This is a genomic window from Streptomyces solitudinis, from assembly GCF_036323765.1.
GTDB lineage: Bacteria > Actinomycetota > Actinomycetes > Streptomycetales > Streptomycetaceae > Streptomyces.
Genome location: NZ_JAZDCW010000003.1, coordinates 838297 through 855308, shown reverse-complemented (window position 1 = coordinate 855308; position 17012 = coordinate 838297). Strand labels below are relative to the sequence as shown.

The following is a 17012-nucleotide window of genomic DNA, read 5'->3' as shown; positions in this document are numbered from 1 at the left end:
GGAGCCCTGGTTGTTGGTGGCCGAGGTACGGCCGTCCACCGCCTGCGAGGAGTAGCTGAGCCCGATGTTCGGCTTGAGGCCGCCCGGGGTCGGGACCGTCCGGAACGGGTAGCTCCAGGAGAACCCGCCCGAGGACGTGGCCACCGACCACTCCGCCGACGGCGTCAGCGGTGTGGCCTTGTAGTCGCCCTGCGCGGAGGAGTCACCCGCCTGGACGGCGAGCAGCGGGGCGGGGTCCACCGTCTGGGTCGACAGGCCCTCCCGGGCGCCCCGCGCCTCGACGGTCGCGGTCAGGGTGCGGCTGCCCGCGTCGTTGCGGGTCGGCAGCGGCTTGGGCAGGTCCGGGCACGCCGCGCTGCCCGGTGTGGCGCGCACGGCGCACTCGGGCAGCTCGACCAGCCGCAGCCGGGCGCCGTAGCCACCGCCGTACGCCTGGGCGAACGCGCTGTAGTCCACCGACAGGTCGACGGGCACGGGGGTCGCGCCCCCGTCGGCCCGGGTCACTTTCAGCAGGGCCGCGCTGCCCGTCTCGACGGCCTTCCCCCGGCCCAGCGAGTCCACCGTGACCTGCGCGGGGTCCCCCGCGTCGGCGCCGGTGGCGGTCACCGTGACGGGGAGGCCGCCGACCGCGGTGCCCCCATCGGAGCCGGCCTCCGCGCCCACCGGCACCGTGGTGCTGGCGGCCTGCGGCCAGCGGGATTCCTCAAGGGCCGTGACCGCGGCCCTCCTCGCCGGGTCGGACGCGCGGGGCTTCGCCTCGGCGTTCCTCCCCTCAGCGGGGTCGCCGGAGTTCAGGACGCCGGGACGGCCGTCGCCAAGGTCGTCGAAGTGGACGAACTGCACCAGCCCCGTGGTCACGGCGAGGCTCAGCCCGATCACGATCGGGCCTGCCGCGCGGCGTGGTATCCGCCGGGTGAGCAATCGTCCTCTGAAGGACTTCACTGGGTCTCTACTCCCTGGGTTGCCTGGTGAGGCGTGACGGTTGCGGTGACGCGGGTGCGGGCGCGCCGGGACCGGTGGCCCCGGTCCCGGCGCGCCCAGGGCCGCGTCAGATGCCCGGTGTGGCGGTCAGCGAGGCCATGTGCCGGATGGCGGCCGGGTCGGCGGCGCCCGCGTAGACCCGGACCTCGTCCAGGGCTCCCGCGAAGTACTCGCTGCCACCGCCGAGCGCCGAGCGGCCGATCTGCAGGCCGCCGGTGGCCCTCCACAGCGTGGTGTCGGTGGCGATCGCCGAGTCGGCGAGCTGCCCCTGGACGTACAGCCGCAACTCGTTGGCGAACGCGTCGTAGACGACGGCCAGGTGCTGTCCGGAGCCGCCGGTGTCCGGCAGTTCCTGGTCGTCGGTGACCGTCACGGTCGGCGCCGCGGCCCGGTCCTCCTCGGCCACTTCCAGCTCCCACTGGCCGGTGGCCGCCTGGTACCGCACCGCGAACCGGTCCGCCTCGGCGCCCGGCAGCGAGATCACCGTCTGGGACCGCTCCGGGTCCAGCGTGGTGGGCTGCGCCCGGACGGCGACGGTGAAGCTGGAGTCGCCGCCGACCGGCGGGGTGGCCGTGGCCGCGTGGCCTCCGGAGCCGTCCAGCTCCAGGTGCCCGTCGCCCACCAGCGCCGCCTCGTCGAAGAGCGGGTCGGCGGGCTGGTAGATCGCCGCGCTTCCGGCCAGGTCCAGCGGCTGGCCGCCGTCCTGGACGTTCGGTGACGTGCCGTCGGCCGCGCCGTCGAGCATCCAGTAGCCCTCGCGCTGTGCCCTGACGGTCGTCAGCTCCGCCACCTGCGCGGGGGGCAGCACCCGGGGGAAGGCCCGCACCTCGGCCAGGTCGCCGTGGAAGTGGTCCCGGTAGCCGGCACGGTCCAGGGAGCGGCCGATCTGGAGCGGCCCGTAGGACGTCCAGGGCGAGTGCCGTCTGGCGCTGCCCCGGTGCTGGTCGCCCACGTAGAGCCGGAGTTCCGGACCTCCGGCGGCCTGGGCGTCGTGGACGCCGGTCAGCAGCACCCACTGGTCCTCGACCGGGGTGGCTTCGGCGCTGACCTCCCACCGGCCGAGCGAGTCCACGTCGGAGACGGGGGTGGAGAAGGTCCAGCTCCCGGCCGCCTCGTCGTAGCCGAGGACGAAGCCCGGCTCGCCGGTGCCGTCCTGGCTGACCACCGTCATGTCCCGGTCCAGGGAGGCCGGACGGACCCAGGCGCTGACGGTGAAGCCCTCGGCGGTGTCGACCACGGTGTCGCCGGCGTCCAGGTAGGCGTCTTGGGTGCCGTCCAGGCGGGCGGCGTAGTCCGCCTGGCCACCCGGACCCGGTACGCCGAAGGTCACGCCGTCGCCCGCGGTCGCCGGATGGCGGCCGGACTCGTCGTGCGCGTCCCGGGCGCCGGGTTCGTCGGCCAGGTTCCACTGCCCGGCGGCCGGCAGGCCGTCGGTCACCAGGAACTCGTACTGCGCCCGGGTGCTGGAGTTGCCGGCCCGGTCGTACGCCTCGACGGTCACCCAGTGGCGGCCCGAGGACTGCGGGTTCCAGGTCACCGAGGCCGGGCCTCCGGCCTGTTCCGGGGCGACGGCCTTCATCGGCTCGCCGTCGAAGGCGTAGCGGTACTCCACGACGTCGCTGTCCGGGCCGGCGTCGTCGAGGTCCGGGGTGAAGGTGAACGTGCCGGGGGTGCCGACTCCGTGGTGCCAGATGCCGTCGTCCGGGTACTGCGCGGAGTCGACGTCCGGGGCTCCCGGGCGGGTGGTGTCGTAGACGAACTCACAGCGCTGCGGGCTGCCGTCGTAGCTCCACGGGCCCCACGCGTCACCGTCGTAGGCCCGCGCCGACCAGGAGACGACCGTGTTCTGCGGGATCGTCTCCCGCACTTCGTGGGAGAACGTCGTTCCGCGGTTCGGCGCTTTGTAGGACGTGTCGTAGGTGTACGACTTCTCGGTGCCGGACGCGTCCTGCCACGCGACCTTGAACTGGAGCTTGACCTTGTCCGTGCGAGAGGAGGTGTGGTCCGGGTCGCGTGCCTCCGCGCGCAGGACGGGGGGCCGCTCGACGTAGGGACGGTCCGCGCCCCACACGCACGCGCCGCCGGGGTCGGAGGACATCAGCCGGTGGTCGACCTGCTCGGGCACGGTGTTGTACTGCACCGACAGGTACGCGTTGCCGCAGACGCGCTTCCACTCCTCGTACCGGGACTCGTTCGTGGTCCGCAGCCCGAGCGAGATGGAGGACCAGGCGTCGTCGGCCGCGGTCTGCACCTCGCTGGTCAGCTCCCCGCCCTCGAAGTGCAGGTTCGCCTGGCTGGAGCAGGACGTCGGCGAGATCCTCCGGTTCGCCGTCATCAGGTAGTCGTCCCAGTCGTCCTTGGTGTTGGACCAGACGCTGGACGAGGTGACCTTGTAGTTCTTCCCGCCGATCCGGTAGAGGCGGATCGGCTCGGCGCTCGCGTCCGCCCAGTACACGTGGGCCACCCGGGCCGAGAACGTGGCCTTGAGGATCTGCTTGCCCCGGTACGCGGACACCGGCATGGTGAACAGCGCGCGGCGCACGCCGATCCCGTTGCAGCCCACCGGGTTGTAGTTGGTGGGGCACCTGCCGACGCCCTGGTCGCCGGAGTACTTCCAGTTCCGCGCGGAGGGCTTGCCCGACATCACGTTCGTCCAGGCCGAGCGGTGCACGGTCTTCTGGATCGGGTCGATGACGACGGGGTAGACGGTGTCCGCGCCGCCGAGCAGCTCCTGGTCGGGCACGAGCGTCAGTGCGCCGTCGCCGACCTCGATGCCGACCGGTGCCGTCCGGCCGCCGTCTCCCGGGCCGCGCAGCGCGGCGTCGTCGGCGTCGTCCGCCTGGGTGGCCGCCGGCGTCTCCGTCAGGGCCGCGGGACGGGCCGCGCCGGGGGCCGCGCCGGTACCGGTACCGGTACCGGCGCCGATGCCGGTGCCGGTGCCGGTGCCGGACTGCGTCACGGTGCCGGTCCCGGTCGTGGTGTCCGGACCGTGGGGCGCGGCGGAGTCCCACATCACCGGCTGTCCGGCCTCGAAGACCGTGCCGCCGACCGCGGAGTCCACCACGCGCAGGGCGCCGGAGGTGTCCTCCTCGACCTCCAGCCCCCGGGTGCCCATGCCGATCTCGATCCTCTCCAGCTCCGGGTTCCGCGCGGCCTCGGCGGACTTGACGACCAGCAGGTGGCCCATGCCGTCGGTCTCCGCGCGGGCGACCAGGTCGACGCCGGGCAGCACCTCCTCGTACGTCGCGCTGTCGCCGTCGATGCGCGGCTCGGGCAGCGCACCGCCCGGCCACGTCAGCGAGAACTCCCGGCCGGCCGTGCGCATGCGCGCGAACGGGCCGTCACCGCCGCCGGAGAACTCCAGCTCCACGGTGGACGCCTTCGGCGCCCAGCCGCCGTCCGTCCGCTGGGCGAGGGTCGGGTCGACGGCCACCCAGGCGCCGTCCTTGACGGTCTGGACGGGCTCGGTGTACTCGATGGCCGTGAAGGTGCCGTCCGGGTTGGCGAAGACCTTGCGGCGCTCCTGCCGCATCGCGGTGACCTCCACCCGCTTCCCGCTCTCCTCCGCCTCGGTGCGGGCCTCCCGTTCGGACGCCGTCAGGGTCGTGTCGGCGGCGGCCCGGGCGGCCGGCTGCTGGGCGGACGGCGTGGTCATGCCGGTGCCGAGGACGGCGAGGAGGGTGGCGGCGGTCAGCGCCGTGCGGACCGTGCCGCCGAGGCGTCCGCGCCCTGGCCCTGCCGGCCGGTGTCCGGTCATCGCGGTGCTTCCCGGGGTCGTCGGCGTCGCGTCACGCGGGTTGTCGGTGTACATCAGCGCACCACCGCGCCGAACGCCTGCCGCTGGGCGGGCAGGCCGCCCTCGCCGGGCTTCCACGAGACGGCCTCGTCGGCACCGTCCACGAGCACGTTGCTCCAGGGCAGCGCGTGGACGCCGTGCCGCTCGGGCGTGCCGTACGGCGTGGCCACGTAGAGGTGGCCGGTCGTGGCGGACAGGCTGGAGCCGACGTACTCCCGCAGGCCGTACGGTCCGGGCAGCCCCTTCCGGCCGGCCTGGATCCACTGGTCGCTCGCGCCCGGTGCGCCCGTCATCGAGAAGACCTGGACGGCGCCGGTGTCCCGGATGCCCGCCAGGTCCTCACCGGGTACGCCGACCGCCACCGTCACGGTCTCGTCGTTCGCGGGCGTGTCCGGCGCGAGGTTCACCATGGCGAGGTGCTGGCCGAACTGGTCGCCCGCCTCGCTGTCCCCGATGACGTCCGCGACGTCCTGGCTGAACTCCGCGCGCTGCCGGACGGCGCCGGACGCCGTCACCTCCAGCAGCACGACCCGTCCCGCGGCCGCGGCGCCGGCGATGTTCTCCCCCGGCACCCCCACGGCGAGGACGGAGTGGCCGGCGGTGCCGCCCGCCGGCCGGTACCCGGTCATGGCCAGCGCCGCGCCGAACCGGTCGCCCGGGTCCGAGACGCCGCTGACGCCGTCGGTGTTCTGGTCGACACCGGCCAGCGGCGTGGGGACGCCGTCGTCGTTCAGCGTGTGGCTGAGGAGCTGCGTGGCCCCGGCGAACGCCTCCGTTCCGATGGCCTCGCCGGGCGCGCCGATCGCCAGGTGCCGGCCGGTGGCCGCCACCGCGTACCCGAACCGGTCGTGCGCCTCCACGGTGCCGGGGACGCCCGGCTTGTCCTGGTGCACCGCCACGTCCACCGTGCCGCGCAGGTAGTGGGCGGAGCCCGCGTCCCGTACGGAGCCGAGGTCCTCGCCCGGCACTCCGATCAGCAGGTAGGGCTCGCCCTGTGCGGTCTCCCCCGCGGCCAGCGCGTACCCGAACCAGTCGCCCGCCTCGGCCGCCGAGCCGCCGATGCTGCCGCCGCCCTGGCCCTGGACGAGTGCGCGCGTGGCCTCACCTGCGCCCAGGCCGTCGGGGCTGCCGTACACCACGTGCACGGTACCGGCGTCGGCCTGGCCCGCGACGTCCGCGTGCGGGGCGCCGATCACCAGGTCGTCGTAGCCGTCCTGGTTCCCGTCGTACACCGCGAGCGCGCTGCCGTAGCCCTCATCCGGCTGCGCGTCCCCGGGGACGCCCGCGGCGGCGCGGGAGATCTCGGCCGTGCCCGTGCCGCCGCCGTAGACGATCCGGACCAGCCCGGCCCCGCCGTGGCCGGACACCGTCGCCTCCGGGTCGGCGATCGCGACGTCGTTCACCCCGTCGCCGTCGAAGTCGGTCGTGGCGCAGACCGGCGCCGTCCACGCGCGGTCGGCACGGCCGTCGAGGTGCAGGCGCGCGCCGTGCCCCTCCTGCCCGGGGGCGACGATGCCGGTGAAGCCGTGGTTGCGGGCCTGCCCGGCCAGGGCGCACAGCGAGTGCGGTCCCGCCGCCAGGGCGGCCGCGTCGCCGTGGCGGTGGCGGCTGTCCGCCCCGCCTCCCGCGGCCGTGTCGCACTCCGCCGAGCGGAATCCGTCGGTCACGGTGATGGGCTGGTCGCCGAGCGCGTGCCGCAGGGCCTCCAGCTTCCACATGATCCGCTTGGTGTTCTCGCGCGCCGCGTCCGCGCTGACGCTGCCACCGCTGTAGTCGTCGTTGCAGCGGTTCAGCTCGCTGAAGGTGAAGTGCGCCGGCGAGCAGTCGGCGCTCTGCAGCTCGTAGATCTTGCCGAAGGTCTGCGGGCCGGCGATGCCGTCGGCGTCGAGTCCGTAGGCGGCCTGGAAGCGCCGGACGGCCTGCGCGGTCGCGGGGCCGTACTCGCCGTCGACGTCGAGGGTCCTGCCGTATCCCGGATAACCCGCCACCCGGATCTGGAGTTCGGTGACGTCCGCTCCGGACGTGCCCTCGCTGAGGGTACGGTCCCAGGTGTAGCAGGTGTCCGCGTAGGCCGTTTCCGCGGTCATCGCGGTGCCCGCCGGAACGGCCACCGCGAGGACCACCACGGACATCAGCGCTCCGGCTGCCCGTCTGAGCCTGCGGCTCGGACCTGGTGTGTGTGCCATGAGAGGTCAGCAACTCCCTCAGTCGTTGGGGACATGTCCGTCGGCGGACGGGTCGGAACCCCGCGCACGGCGGGCCGCGGGCGGCGGGGGGAGGTCTCGGGGGTACGCGGCCGGTCCGCCCCTGCCCGTCCGCCCGCCGTGACGAGCCGCGCCCGCGGGCGGGAGGCGAGCACCCGTCGGCTGGGCGACGCTGCCCGCGCGGGCCGGGAGGGGGGGACCATGAGTCCGCTCACCCGTGTGGGAAGGCGGGGAGCGGATACGGCGAGAGGAACGTACAGGCGTTCCGTACGAGCCTGTGACGGTCAATCGACCCTCACGTCGGCGCGGGTCCGCCGGGAGCGCGGCCGTCGCCCGTCCCGGACGGACGCTGCGGGGCGCGGTTGTCCCGCAGCCGGTGTCCCACGTCCCGCCGCCGTCCCGCGGGAACCGCCATCCTCCCAGCTCAGCAGCGGCGCACGAGAATTCTTGTCCCGCGTTTTCCCGTGCTGACATAGAAACGGCGGTGCCTGCGGTCACGTCGGTGACACTGAGCCGCGTTCCCGGGAATCGCAGAGAAAGAAGTTCCTATGAGACGCCTCCCAGCCGTGGTCACGGGTGTCCTGGCCGCCCTGCTCGCGACGCTGCTCTCCTCCCCCGCGGCGCACGCGGCCGACTGGCCCGTGGTCGGCAGCGGCAGCACCGGCCCGGACGTGGCCGCCGTTCAGCACCTGCTCACCGCGCACGGCCACAGCACCCAGGCGGACGGGGTCTTCGGCACCGGCACCAGCGCCCGGGTCAGGGACTTCCAGAGCGGCCAGGGGCTCACCGCCGACGGGTACGTCGGTCCGGCCACCTGGCCCGAGCTGGTCGTCACGGTGTCCAGCGGCCAGCGCGGCAGCGCCGTGAAGGCGGCGCAGGTCCAGCTCAACAAGTACGGCTACGGCCTGGCCGTGGACGGCGACTTCGGCCCCGGGACGCACGCCGCCGCCAGGGACTTCCAGGACGACAAGGGACTGGCCGTGGACGGGATCATCGGCCCGGACACCTGGCGCGCCCTGGTCTCCGGTTCCGGCGGGGGCTCCGGTGGGACGGGTGGGAAGCTGACGCACTCCCAGGCGGCCGCGATGTTCACCAGCGCGGGGATCTCCTGGTCGTCCTCCGGCGACTGCTCGAACCGGGACAACAGGACCTGCACCTCGTTCGACCAGCTCCGCAGGGCCACCGCCGAGGGGATCATCGCGCTCAAGCGGGCGAGCGGCTGCGCGGTGCACATCACCGGCGGCACCGAGACCGGCCACGCCGGCGGCACCTACAGCCACTGGAACGGCTACAAGATCGACTTCGCTCCGTACTCCTGCGTCAGCGGCCACATCACCGGCACGTTCACCTACCTCGGCCGGCGGTCCGACGGCGCGGCCCTGTACGAAGCCGGCACGGGCGACGTCTACGCCCGCGAGGGCAGCCACTGGGACGCCGCGTACACCGGCTGAGCGCGGTCGGGCCGCCGGACCGCCACGTCCGGCGGCCCGCCGTCCTCAGCGGCGGCGGGCCGCCGGCTGCCAGGTCCGGTGGCAGGCGCGGCACTCCAGCATGCCGTTCAGCCGGCCCCCGCCCGTGACCGTCCGTACCCGGAAACCGCCGCAGCCGGGGCAGTTGCGGCCACGGCGGGCGGCCCACCGGGGTGCCGGGCGCCACCTGGAGAGCGCGGAGGCGACCACCACGGTCACGGCGACCAGCGCCAGCGCCAGGAACACCGCCTGGACGGACATGGACACCCCCGGGTACGGACGGACGCGTGCCTGCTCGGCGAGGACGGGCGCCGCCCCCGTCCGGGGGCGGGCACCGGCCGTCGTCAGTCCCGGTGGACCGTGCCGTCCGGGTCGAGGCCGCGGAAGGACAGGATGACGATGAGGACGCCGCCGCAGACGATGGCGGAGTCGGCGAGGTTGAAGACGGCGAAGTGGGCGGGGGCGATGAAGTCCACCACCGCCCCCCGGAACACGCCGGGCGACCGGAAGACCCGGTCGGTGAGGTTGCCGAGGGCCCCGCCCAGCAGCAGGCCGAGCGCGAGCGCCCACGGGGTGCTGTAGAGCTTCCGGGCGATCCGGAAGATCACCACGACCACGCCCGCGGCGATGACCGTGAAGACGACGGTCAGCGCCTCTCCCATGCCGAACGCGGCGCCGGGGTTGCGCACCGCGTGCAGCCGCAGCAGCTCCCCGGCCACTTCGATCGAAGGGCGGCCCTCCAGGTGCTCCACCACGATGATCTTGGAGATCAGGTCGAGCGCGTAGGCGATCGCGGCCACCCCGAGCAGGACGCCGACGCGGCGCCTGCCCCGGGGACGCTCGCCGGTCCGTGCCGCCGCGTCCGGGGTCTCGTCCGGGGTCTCCTCCGGCACACCGTCGATGGCCTGTTCCGCCTCTGCTGTCACGTCACGAGAGTACGACACGCGCGCCCGCGCGCCGTCAGTGCCGCTCCTGCTTCTGTTTGCACTCCACACAGAGGGTGGCACGCGGGAACGCCTGCATACGGGCCTTGCCGATGGGGTTGCCGCAGTTCTCGCAGAGCCCGTAGGTGCCCGCCTCGATGCGTTCCAGCGCCCGTTCCGTCTGGTACATCATCTCGCGGGCGTTCTCGGCGATGGCCATCTCGTGCTCGCGGGTGACGTTCTTCGTGCCGGTGTCGGCCTCGTCGTCGCCCGCGCCGTCGCCGGAGTCCCGCATGAGCCCGGCGAGCGCCCGTTCGGCGGCGTCGATCTCCTTGCGCAGCCGGTCGGCCTCGGCCGTCAGCTCCGTGCGCGCCTCCGCGACCTCCTCCTGCGTCCACGGGTCCTCGCCCGCGCGGACCGCCAGCTCTCCGGGGGCCGCGTTGCCGCGTGCCTGGGGCACCGCCGCTTCCGTGCCGGTCGTCGTCTTCTTCGCAGCCACCGTGGCTCCCGTCTCCCGTTGGGCCGGCTCCCGGCCCACCGTGTCCTTACCCCGCTCACCGGGTTCCTCAGCCGTCGTCGGCGCGGTCGGTTCCGCGACCGTTCCGGCCACCTTCGCCGGAGCCCTCTTCGCGGCTCCGGGCGCCTCCACCGGCCCGTCCTCCACCGGCCCGTCCTCCGCCGGCGGCCCGCCGCTCGGCACCATGACCGCGCCCCCTTCACATAGTGTGATCTTGCCCGCGAATCGTGCCCGGAACGATAAATCGACTCGAAGCACTCGGCAACGGGACGCGCCGTCGGAGGCGGGATCTCCGGAAGGACGCCCGGGGCGTCCGCGAAGGCGTTGTGCCCCGCCCGGCCACGGGGAAACCGCTGAGCACCCGGCCGCCGCGGCCCGTACACTGGTGCGCAGCGAAAGGCGTCGAAGGGGACGAGTAGCGCCGTACGCAGCCACCAGCGACCCGGGGACGGTGGGAGCCCGGGGGCGAGCGCGACGTGAAGATCACCCCGGAGCCGCCGGAGGAAAGCCCGGGGCGGGTCCGCGGGCGAGTAGAACCGGCACGCAGGGACGGCCTCCCCGGAGAGCGTCCCGGCCCGAACGAGCGGGTGATGGGCCACGCGCCCACCGCCAAGGAGGGTGGTACCGCGGGAAGGCGCCGCAGCGGCGCGTCTCGTCCCTCCGACGGAAGCCGCGTCCGCCGGAGGAACCGCCGATGAGTCCGCAATACCGCCAGGTGCCCGCCCAGGTCGACCTGCCCGCGCTGGAGCACGCCGTGCTCGACTTCTGGCGGGAGCAGAAGGTCTTCGCCCGGTCGCTGGAGGCGTCCGAGGGCCGCCCCGAGTGGGTGTTCTACGAGGGCCCGCCGACCGGCAACGGCATGCCCGGCGCGCACCACATCGAGGCCCGCGTCTTCAAGGACGTCTTCCCGCGCTTCCGCACCATGCAGGGCTACCACGTGACCCGCAAGGCGGGCTGGGACTGCCACGGCCTGCCGGTGGAACTGGCGGTCGAGAAGGAACTCGGCTTCAACGGCAAGAAGGACATCGAGGCGTACGGCATCGCCGAGTTCAACGCGAAGTGCCGCGAGTCCGTGACGCGCTACACCGACGCCTTCGCCGAGCTGACCCGGCGCATGGGCTACTGGGTGGACCTGGACGACGCCTACCGCACGATGGACCCGCAGTACATCGAGTCGGTGTGGTGGTCGCTGAAGGAGATCTTCGGCAAGGGCCTGCTCGTGCAGGACCACCGCGTCGCCCCCTGGTGCCCGCGCTGCGGCACCGGCCTGTCGGACCACGAGCTGGCGCAGGGCTACGAGACGGTGGCGGACCCGTCCGTCTACGTCCGCCTGCCGCTGACGTCGGGGCCGCTCGCCGGACGCGCCTCGCTGCTGGTGTGGACGACGACGCCGTGGACGCTGGTGTCCAACACCGCCGTCGCAGCGCACCCCGGGGTCACCTACGTGGTGGCCACCGACGGCACCGAGCAGCTCGTGGTGGCGGAGCCGCTGCTGGAGAAGGCCCTCGGCGAGGGCTGGACGGCGACGGACGAGCGGTTCACCGGCGCCGAGATGGAGCGCTGGGCCTACCAGCGGCCGTTCGGCCTGGTGGACGCCGCCGAGCTGACGGGCGCCCACTTCGTCGTCAACGCCGACTACGTCACCACGGACGACGGCACCGGGCTGGTCCACCAGGCCCCCGCCTTCGGCGAGGACGACCTGCGCACCTGCCGCGCCTACGGGCTGCCCGTGGTGAACCCGGTGCAGCCGGACGGCACCTTCGAGCCGGGCCTGGCCCTGGTGGGCGGCCAGTTCTTCAAGAAGGCCGACGAGACGCTCGTCGCCGACCTCGAAGCGCGCGGCCTGCTGTTCCGCCACGTCGCCTACGAGCACAGCTACCCGCACTGCTGGCGCTGCCACACCGCGCTGCTGTACTACGCGCAGCCGTCCTGGTACATCCGCACCACGCAGGTCAAGGACGCCCTCCTGCGGGAGAACGAGAAGACGAACTGGTACCCGGACTCCGTCAAGCACGGCCGCTTCGGGGACTGGCTGAGCAACAACATCGACTGGGCGCTCTCCCGCAACCGCTACTGGGGCACCCCGCTGCCCGTCTGGCGCTGCGACGAGGGGCACCTGACCTGCGTCGGCTCGCTGGCGGAGCTGAGCGAGCTGACCGGCACCGACCAGTCCTCGCTGGACCCGCACCGCCCCTACATCGACGCGGTGACGTTCCCCTGCACGGCGGAGGGCTGCGCGCTCACGGCGACGCGGGTGCCCGAGGTGATCGACGCCTGGTACGACTCGGGCTCGATGCCGTTCGCGCAGTGGGGCTACCCCTACCGCAACAAGGAACTGTTCGAGCAGCGCTACCCGGCGCAGTTCATCTCCGAGGCCATCGACCAGACCCGCGGCTGGTTCTACACGCTCATGGCCGTCGGCACCCTGGTCTTCGACCGCTCCGCGTACGAGAACGTCGTGTGCCTCGGCCACATCCTGGCCGAGGACGGGCGCAAGATGTCCAAGCACCTGGGCAACATCCTGGAGCCCATCGCGCTGATGGAGCAGCACGGCGCGGACGCGGTGCGCTGGTTCATGGCGGCGGGCGGCTCGCCGTGGGCGGCCCGGCGGGTGGGGCACGGCACGATCCAGGAGGTGGTGCGCAAGACGCTGCTGACCTACTGGAACACCGTCGCCTTCCAGGCCCTGTACGCCCGCACCACCGGCTGGGCGCCCGGGGACACCGATCCGGCGCCGCACGAGCGTCCGCTGCTGGACCGCTGGCTGCTCAGCGAGCTGCACGCGCTGGTGGACCAGGTCACCCGGGCGATGGACAACTTCGACACCCAGCGCGCGGGCAAGCTGCTGTCCACGTTCGTCGACGACCTGTCCAACTGGTACGTGCGCCGCTCCCGCCGCCGCTTCTGGCAGGGCGACGCGGCGGCGCTGCGCACGCTGCACGAGGTGCTGGAGACGGTCACCCGGCTCATGGCGCCGCTGGTGCCGTTCGTCACCGAGCGGGTCTGGCAGGACCTGGTCGTCCCCGTGACCCCGGACGCGCCGGAGTCGGTCCACCTGGCGAGCTGGCCGACGGCGACCTTGGAGGCGATCGACGAGCGGCTGTCGCTGGACATGCTGCTGGTGCGCCGCCTGGTGGAGCTGGGCCGCGCGACGCGGGCGGAGTCGGGCGTCAAGACCCGCCAGCCGCTGTCCCGGGCGCTCATCGCGGCGCAGGGCTTCGAGCTGCTGGACGACGACCTGCGCGCGCAGATCGCCGAGGAGCTGAACGTCACACAGCTCGCCTCCCTCGCCGAGGTCGGCGGTTCCCTGGTGGACACCACGGCGAAGGCCAACTTCCGGGCGCTGGGCCGCCGCTTCGGCAAGCGCACGCAGCCGGTGGCCCGTGCCATCGCGGAGGCCGACGCGGCGGAGCTGTCCGCCGCGCTGCGGGCCGGGACGGCGGAGGTGACCGTGGACGGCGAGCGGGTCGGTCTCGCCCCGGAGGAGGTCATCATCACCGAGACCCCGCGTGAGGGCTGGTCGGTGGCGTCCGACACGGGCGCGACGGTCGCCCTGGACCTGGAGATCACCCCGGAGCTGCGCCGCGCCGGGCTGGCCCGCGACGCGATCCGGCTCATCCAGGAGGCCCGCAAGAACTCGGGCCTGGACGTGGCCGACCGCATCGTGCTGCGCTGGGAGTCCGGCGACGCGGAGACGGCGGCGGCGCTGACCGGGCACGCGTCGCTCATCGCGGCCGAGGTGCTGGCGGACGAGGTGTCGGCCGGGCCGGCCGACGGCACCTTCGGCGCCCCGTTCACCGACGACGCCCTCGGTCTCGCCTTCCGCCTCCGCAAGGCGTAGTCCTCACCGTCCCCGCCACCCCCGCCGCCCCGCCGTCCGCGCTCCGTCCCGGCGCCGGCCGGCGGCGGGGCACGGACGGGGCGGGGCAGGACGGGGCGGGCCGGGTTCCGGGGCCGCACACGTGAAGGGCCGGACCCTGGCGGGTCCGGCCCTTCACCGATATGCCGGTCGTCGCGGTGCCGCCCTGACGGACGGCTGCGGTCAGCTGTCGTCCTCGTCGATGAGGAAGCCCCGCATCGGCGAGGGAGCCTGCTGCATCGGCTGCGGGTTCTGCGGCCGCACGGGCGCCATCGGCTGCGTCATCGCCGGGGACATCTGCTGCTGCCCGCCGTACGTCTGGCCGCCGCCCTGGTTGTGTCCGCCGCCGTGGCCGCCCATGGACGGGCCGTTGCCCATCGACTGGTGGCCGCCCATCGTGCTGCCGCCGGAGGGCGCTCCGGCCGAGGCCATCGACGGGGACGCGGGCAGGGACGGGGCCGCGGAACCGCGCGGCGGGGCGAGCGAGTCGTCGGCCTGGTTCTCCAGCTGGCGGAGCTGGCTCTCCAGGTAGGACTTCAGCCGCGTGCGGTACTCCCGCTCGAAGCCGCGCAGATCCTCGACCTTGCGCTCCAGCGTGGCACGTGCGGACTCCAGCGAGCCCATCGCCACGCGGTGCTTCTCCTGGGCGTCCCGCTCCAGCGCGTCGGCCTTGGCGCGGGCGTCCCGCTCCAGGCCCTCGGCGCGGCTGCGGGCCTCACCGACGATCTTGTTCGCCTCGGAACGGGCCTCGGCGATGGCCTGGTCGGCGGTCTGCTGGGCCAGCGAGAGCACGCGCGCGGCGCTGTCGTTGCCCGGCCCGCCCTGCTGCTGCATCTGCGGGCCGCCGTGGCCGCCCATCGGACCGCCGTGGCCCATCGGGCCGTGCCCGTGCTGACCGGGTCCGCCGTGCTGGCCCGGTCCGCCGTGCTGGCCGGGACCGCCCTGCTGCTGCATCTGCGGACCGCCGTGCTGGCCCTGCTGACCGTGCTGGCCCTGCTGAGGGCCGCCGGGTCCCGCGGGCAGCTGGGGTGCTCCGGGCAGCTGGGGAGGGCCACCCATCTGCTGGCCGTGCTGGCCAGGAGGCACCGGCTGCGGGCCCGATATGGCAGCGGGCACGGGTGCGCCACCGCTGCGTTCCTGCTCCGGGGGTTTGCGCATGCCCTGTTGCTGCTGGCTCTGCGCGGCGGCCCTGGTGGCCGCGGCCAGCTTGGCGCGGAGGTCCTCGTTCTCCCGCAGCAGACGGGTCAGTTCGGATTCGACCTCGTCAAGGAAGGCATCGACCTCGTCCTCGTCATAGCCTTCGCGGAGGCGGACGGTCGTGAACTGCTTGTTCCGCACATCCTCGGGGGTCAGCGGCATCTCTTCACCTCAACGTAGGTCATCGGCATATCGGCAAGACCGTACTCGTTCACAGCCTGGCCACGACGGTGATCAGGATGTAAACGATGATCATCAGTACGAAGAAGGACAGGTCGAGCGCCACGCCCCCGAAGCGCAGCGGCGGAATGAACCGTCGCAGGAGCTTCAGCGGCGGATCAGTGACAGTGTAGGTGGCCTCCAGGACCACCACCATCGCCTTGCCGGGTTGCCACGAGCGGGCGAACATGAAGACGTAGTCCATGACCAGCCGGAAGATCAGCACGTACAGGAAGATCTGTAGCGCAACGACGATCACCTGCTGTGCGATGGCCATCTCCCGCGCTTCCCTCTCCCCTGGGCGTACCCCCGGCCTCCCGGCCGGCGGCTGTTCGGTACTGCGTCTCAGCTCTGGTTGAAGAACCCGCCCTCTGCGATGCGGGCCTTGTCCTCCGCCGTTACATCGACGTTAGCAGGAGACAGCAGGAACACCTTCTGCGTCACTCGTTCGATGCTGCCGTGCAGACCGAAGACCAGACCGGCGGCGAAGTCGACAAGTCGCTTCGCGTCCGTGTCGTCCATCTCGGTCAGGTTCATGATCACCGGCGTGCCCTCGCGGAAGTGTTCCCCGATGGTACGGGCCTCGTTGTAGGTCCGCGGGTGCAGCGTGGTGATCCGGTAGGGCTCGCGCTCGGACACGACTTTGGGCATGATCACCGGGGCGCTCTTCTCCAGACTGGGACGTTCGGGTGTGATGGACGACACGGGGGCGATCCTGCTCACCCGGCCGCTGTCGCCCACCAGGGCCGGGGTCTGCTCGCGCTCGCGCTGCGCGGGCGGCTGGACGACACGGACGGACTCCTCGGGCTGCGGCTCACGGGCGGGCGGATGCTGGCGCCGGTGCTCCCGCTCGGGTTCCGGCTCGGGCTCGAACTCGTCATCGGGGTCGTACCCCCGGCCGTCGTAACCATCGTCCTCCACGAGGCCGAGGTAGACCGCCATTTTGCGCATTGCGCCGGCCATGCTCCGCATCCTCCGCTCTGTGGTGGATCGGCTCCGTCAACGGTGGCCCCGAATCCACGCAATCTGCCCGTATCGCCGGAAATGACCATATTTTCGGCTGTAGTCCGACTTTCTTGGCGACGTTACCCGAGCCGGGGACGGACTCCGAGTACCGCAGTGCCGACGCGTACATGTGTCGCACCGGCCGCCACCGCTTCCTCAAGGTCCGAACTCATTCCCGCCGACACCATCGTTGCAGCACCACCGACCCCGCGCAGCCCGCTGGAAACTTCCATCAGGCGATCGAATGCCGCCCGCGGGTTCCCCGCGTACGGCCCGGACAGGGGCGCGACGGTCATGACACCGGACAGCGCGAGTCCCGGTGCCGCCGCCACCGCGTCGGCGAGGGCCGGGACGCCGTCCGGCGCGACGCCGCCCCGGCCCGCGGCCGCCGCACCCTCCCCTACCTCCCTGTCCAGGGCCACCTGGAGCAAACAGCCCAGCTCCCGCCCCCGCCGGACGGCCGCCGCGGAGAGGGCGGAGACGAGCCGGGGACGGTCGACGGAGTGGACGTAGTCGCAGAACTCCGCGACCGAGCGGACCTTGTTGGTCTGGAGCTGGCCCACGAAGTGCCACGTGAGCGGCAGTCCGGCGCAGGCAGCGGCCTTCGGGGCGGCCTCCTGCTCGCGGTTCTCCGCGACGTGCCGCACGCCCAGCTCGGCGAGCAGGCGCACGTCCTCGGCCGGGTGGGTCTTGGTGACCACGACGAGGGTCACCTCCGCGCGGTCCCGGCCCGCCGCGGCGCAGGCACGTTTCAGCCGCTCCTCCACGCGTGCGAGGTTCGCCGCCAGCTCCGCCGCGCGCTCCCGCACCAAGCCCGCGTCCCGTTCGCCGTGCGCCATCCG

At 73.2% G+C, this 17012-nt stretch carries 11 protein-coding genes and 3 pseudogenes; 3 read left to right on the top strand and 11 right to left on the bottom strand.

Annotation, left to right across the window (positions count from 1 at the left end):
- The 4 genes and pseudogenes from V1J52_RS11310 to V1J52_RS11295 all read right to left on the bottom strand — a co-directional run.
- A pseudogene (locus tag V1J52_RS11310) lies at window positions 1–879 on the bottom strand (sugar-binding protein); the annotation flags it as partial.
- Between the two features lie 169 nt (window positions 880–1048).
- Window positions 1049–4792 (bottom strand): LamG domain-containing protein, encoded by a 3744-nt coding sequence (locus V1J52_RS11305; protein ID WP_330139528.1) that lies wholly within the window; start codon window positions 4790–4792, stop codon window positions 1049–1051.
- Window positions 4792–6144 (bottom strand): integrin alpha, encoded by a 1353-nt coding sequence (locus V1J52_RS11300; RefSeq protein ID WP_330139592.1) that lies wholly within the window; start codon window positions 6142–6144, stop codon window positions 4792–4794. Before V1J52_RS11300 ends, V1J52_RS11305 begins: the two co-directional genes overlap by 1 nt.
- 63 nt (window positions 6145–6207) lie before the next feature.
- Window positions 6208–6963 (bottom strand): annotated as a pseudogene (locus V1J52_RS11295) (D-Ala-D-Ala carboxypeptidase family metallohydrolase); the annotation flags it as partial.
- 566 nt (window positions 6964–7529) lie between these two features.
- On the opposite strand from V1J52_RS11295, the pseudogene V1J52_RS26120 reads away from it, so the two are divergent.
- Together V1J52_RS26120 and V1J52_RS26115 are read left to right on the top strand one after the other, a co-directional pair.
- Window positions 7530–7787 (top strand): annotated as a pseudogene (locus V1J52_RS26120) (peptidoglycan-binding domain-containing protein); the annotation flags it as partial.
- Between the two features lie 30 nt (window positions 7788–7817).
- Window positions 7818–8432 (top strand): peptidoglycan-binding domain-containing protein, encoded by a 615-nt coding sequence (locus V1J52_RS26115; RefSeq protein ID WP_443075799.1) that lies wholly within the window; start codon window positions 7818–7820, stop codon window positions 8430–8432.
- A 45-nt stretch (window positions 8433–8477) separates the two neighbouring features.
- Here the strand turns inward: V1J52_RS26115 and V1J52_RS11280 are convergent, their stop codons facing one another.
- The 3 genes from V1J52_RS11280 to V1J52_RS11270 all read right to left on the bottom strand — a co-directional run bounded on the left by V1J52_RS11280 (window position 8478) and on the right by V1J52_RS11270 (window position 10076).
- On the bottom strand, window positions 8478–8711 hold the full coding sequence (locus V1J52_RS11280) for a hypothetical protein (RefSeq protein WP_330139527.1): 234 nt from the start codon (window positions 8709–8711) through the stop codon (window positions 8478–8480).
- A gap of 83 nt (window positions 8712–8794) precedes the next feature.
- On the bottom strand, window positions 8795–9376 hold the full coding sequence (gene lspA / locus V1J52_RS11275; protein ID WP_443075793.1) for a signal peptidase II: 582 nt from the start codon (window positions 9374–9376) through the stop codon (window positions 8795–8797).
- A 34-nt stretch (window positions 9377–9410) separates the two neighbouring features.
- The gene (locus V1J52_RS11270) at window positions 9411–10076 is read right to left on the bottom strand and encodes a TraR/DksA C4-type zinc finger protein (RefSeq protein WP_330139526.1); all 666 of its coding nucleotides are present in this window, start codon (window positions 10074–10076) and stop codon (window positions 9411–9413) included.
- 508 nt (window positions 10077–10584) lie between these two features.
- On the opposite strand from V1J52_RS11270, the gene ileS reads away from it, so the two are divergent.
- A complete protein-coding gene (gene ileS / locus V1J52_RS11265) occupies window positions 10585–13731 on the top strand; it encodes an isoleucine--tRNA ligase (protein WP_330139525.1) in 3147 nt (1048 codons plus the stop codon).
- Between the two features lie 201 nt (window positions 13732–13932).
- Here ileS and V1J52_RS11260 read toward each other — a convergent pair whose 3' ends face one another.
- From V1J52_RS11260 to V1J52_RS11245, 4 genes are all read right to left on the bottom strand, one after another.
- Window positions 13933–15108, bottom strand: a complete 1176-nt coding sequence (locus V1J52_RS11260) for a DivIVA domain-containing protein (RefSeq protein WP_330139524.1) — start codon at window positions 15106–15108, stop codon at window positions 13933–13935.
- 49 nt (window positions 15109–15157) lie between these two features.
- On the bottom strand, window positions 15158–15442 hold the full coding sequence (locus V1J52_RS11255; protein WP_330139523.1) for a YggT family protein: 285 nt from the start codon (window positions 15440–15442) through the stop codon (window positions 15158–15160).
- A 68-nt stretch (window positions 15443–15510) separates the two neighbouring features.
- Window positions 15511–16128: a cell division protein SepF gene (locus V1J52_RS11250; protein WP_330139522.1), complete on the bottom strand. Its 618-nt coding sequence runs from the start codon at window positions 16126–16128 to the stop codon at window positions 15511–15513.
- Between the two features lie 122 nt (window positions 16129–16250).
- The gene (locus V1J52_RS11245; RefSeq protein WP_330139590.1) at window positions 16251–16979 is read right to left on the bottom strand and encodes a YggS family pyridoxal phosphate-dependent enzyme; all 729 of its coding nucleotides are present in this window, start codon (window positions 16977–16979) and stop codon (window positions 16251–16253) included.
- Window positions 16980–17012: the final 33 nt, after the last annotated feature.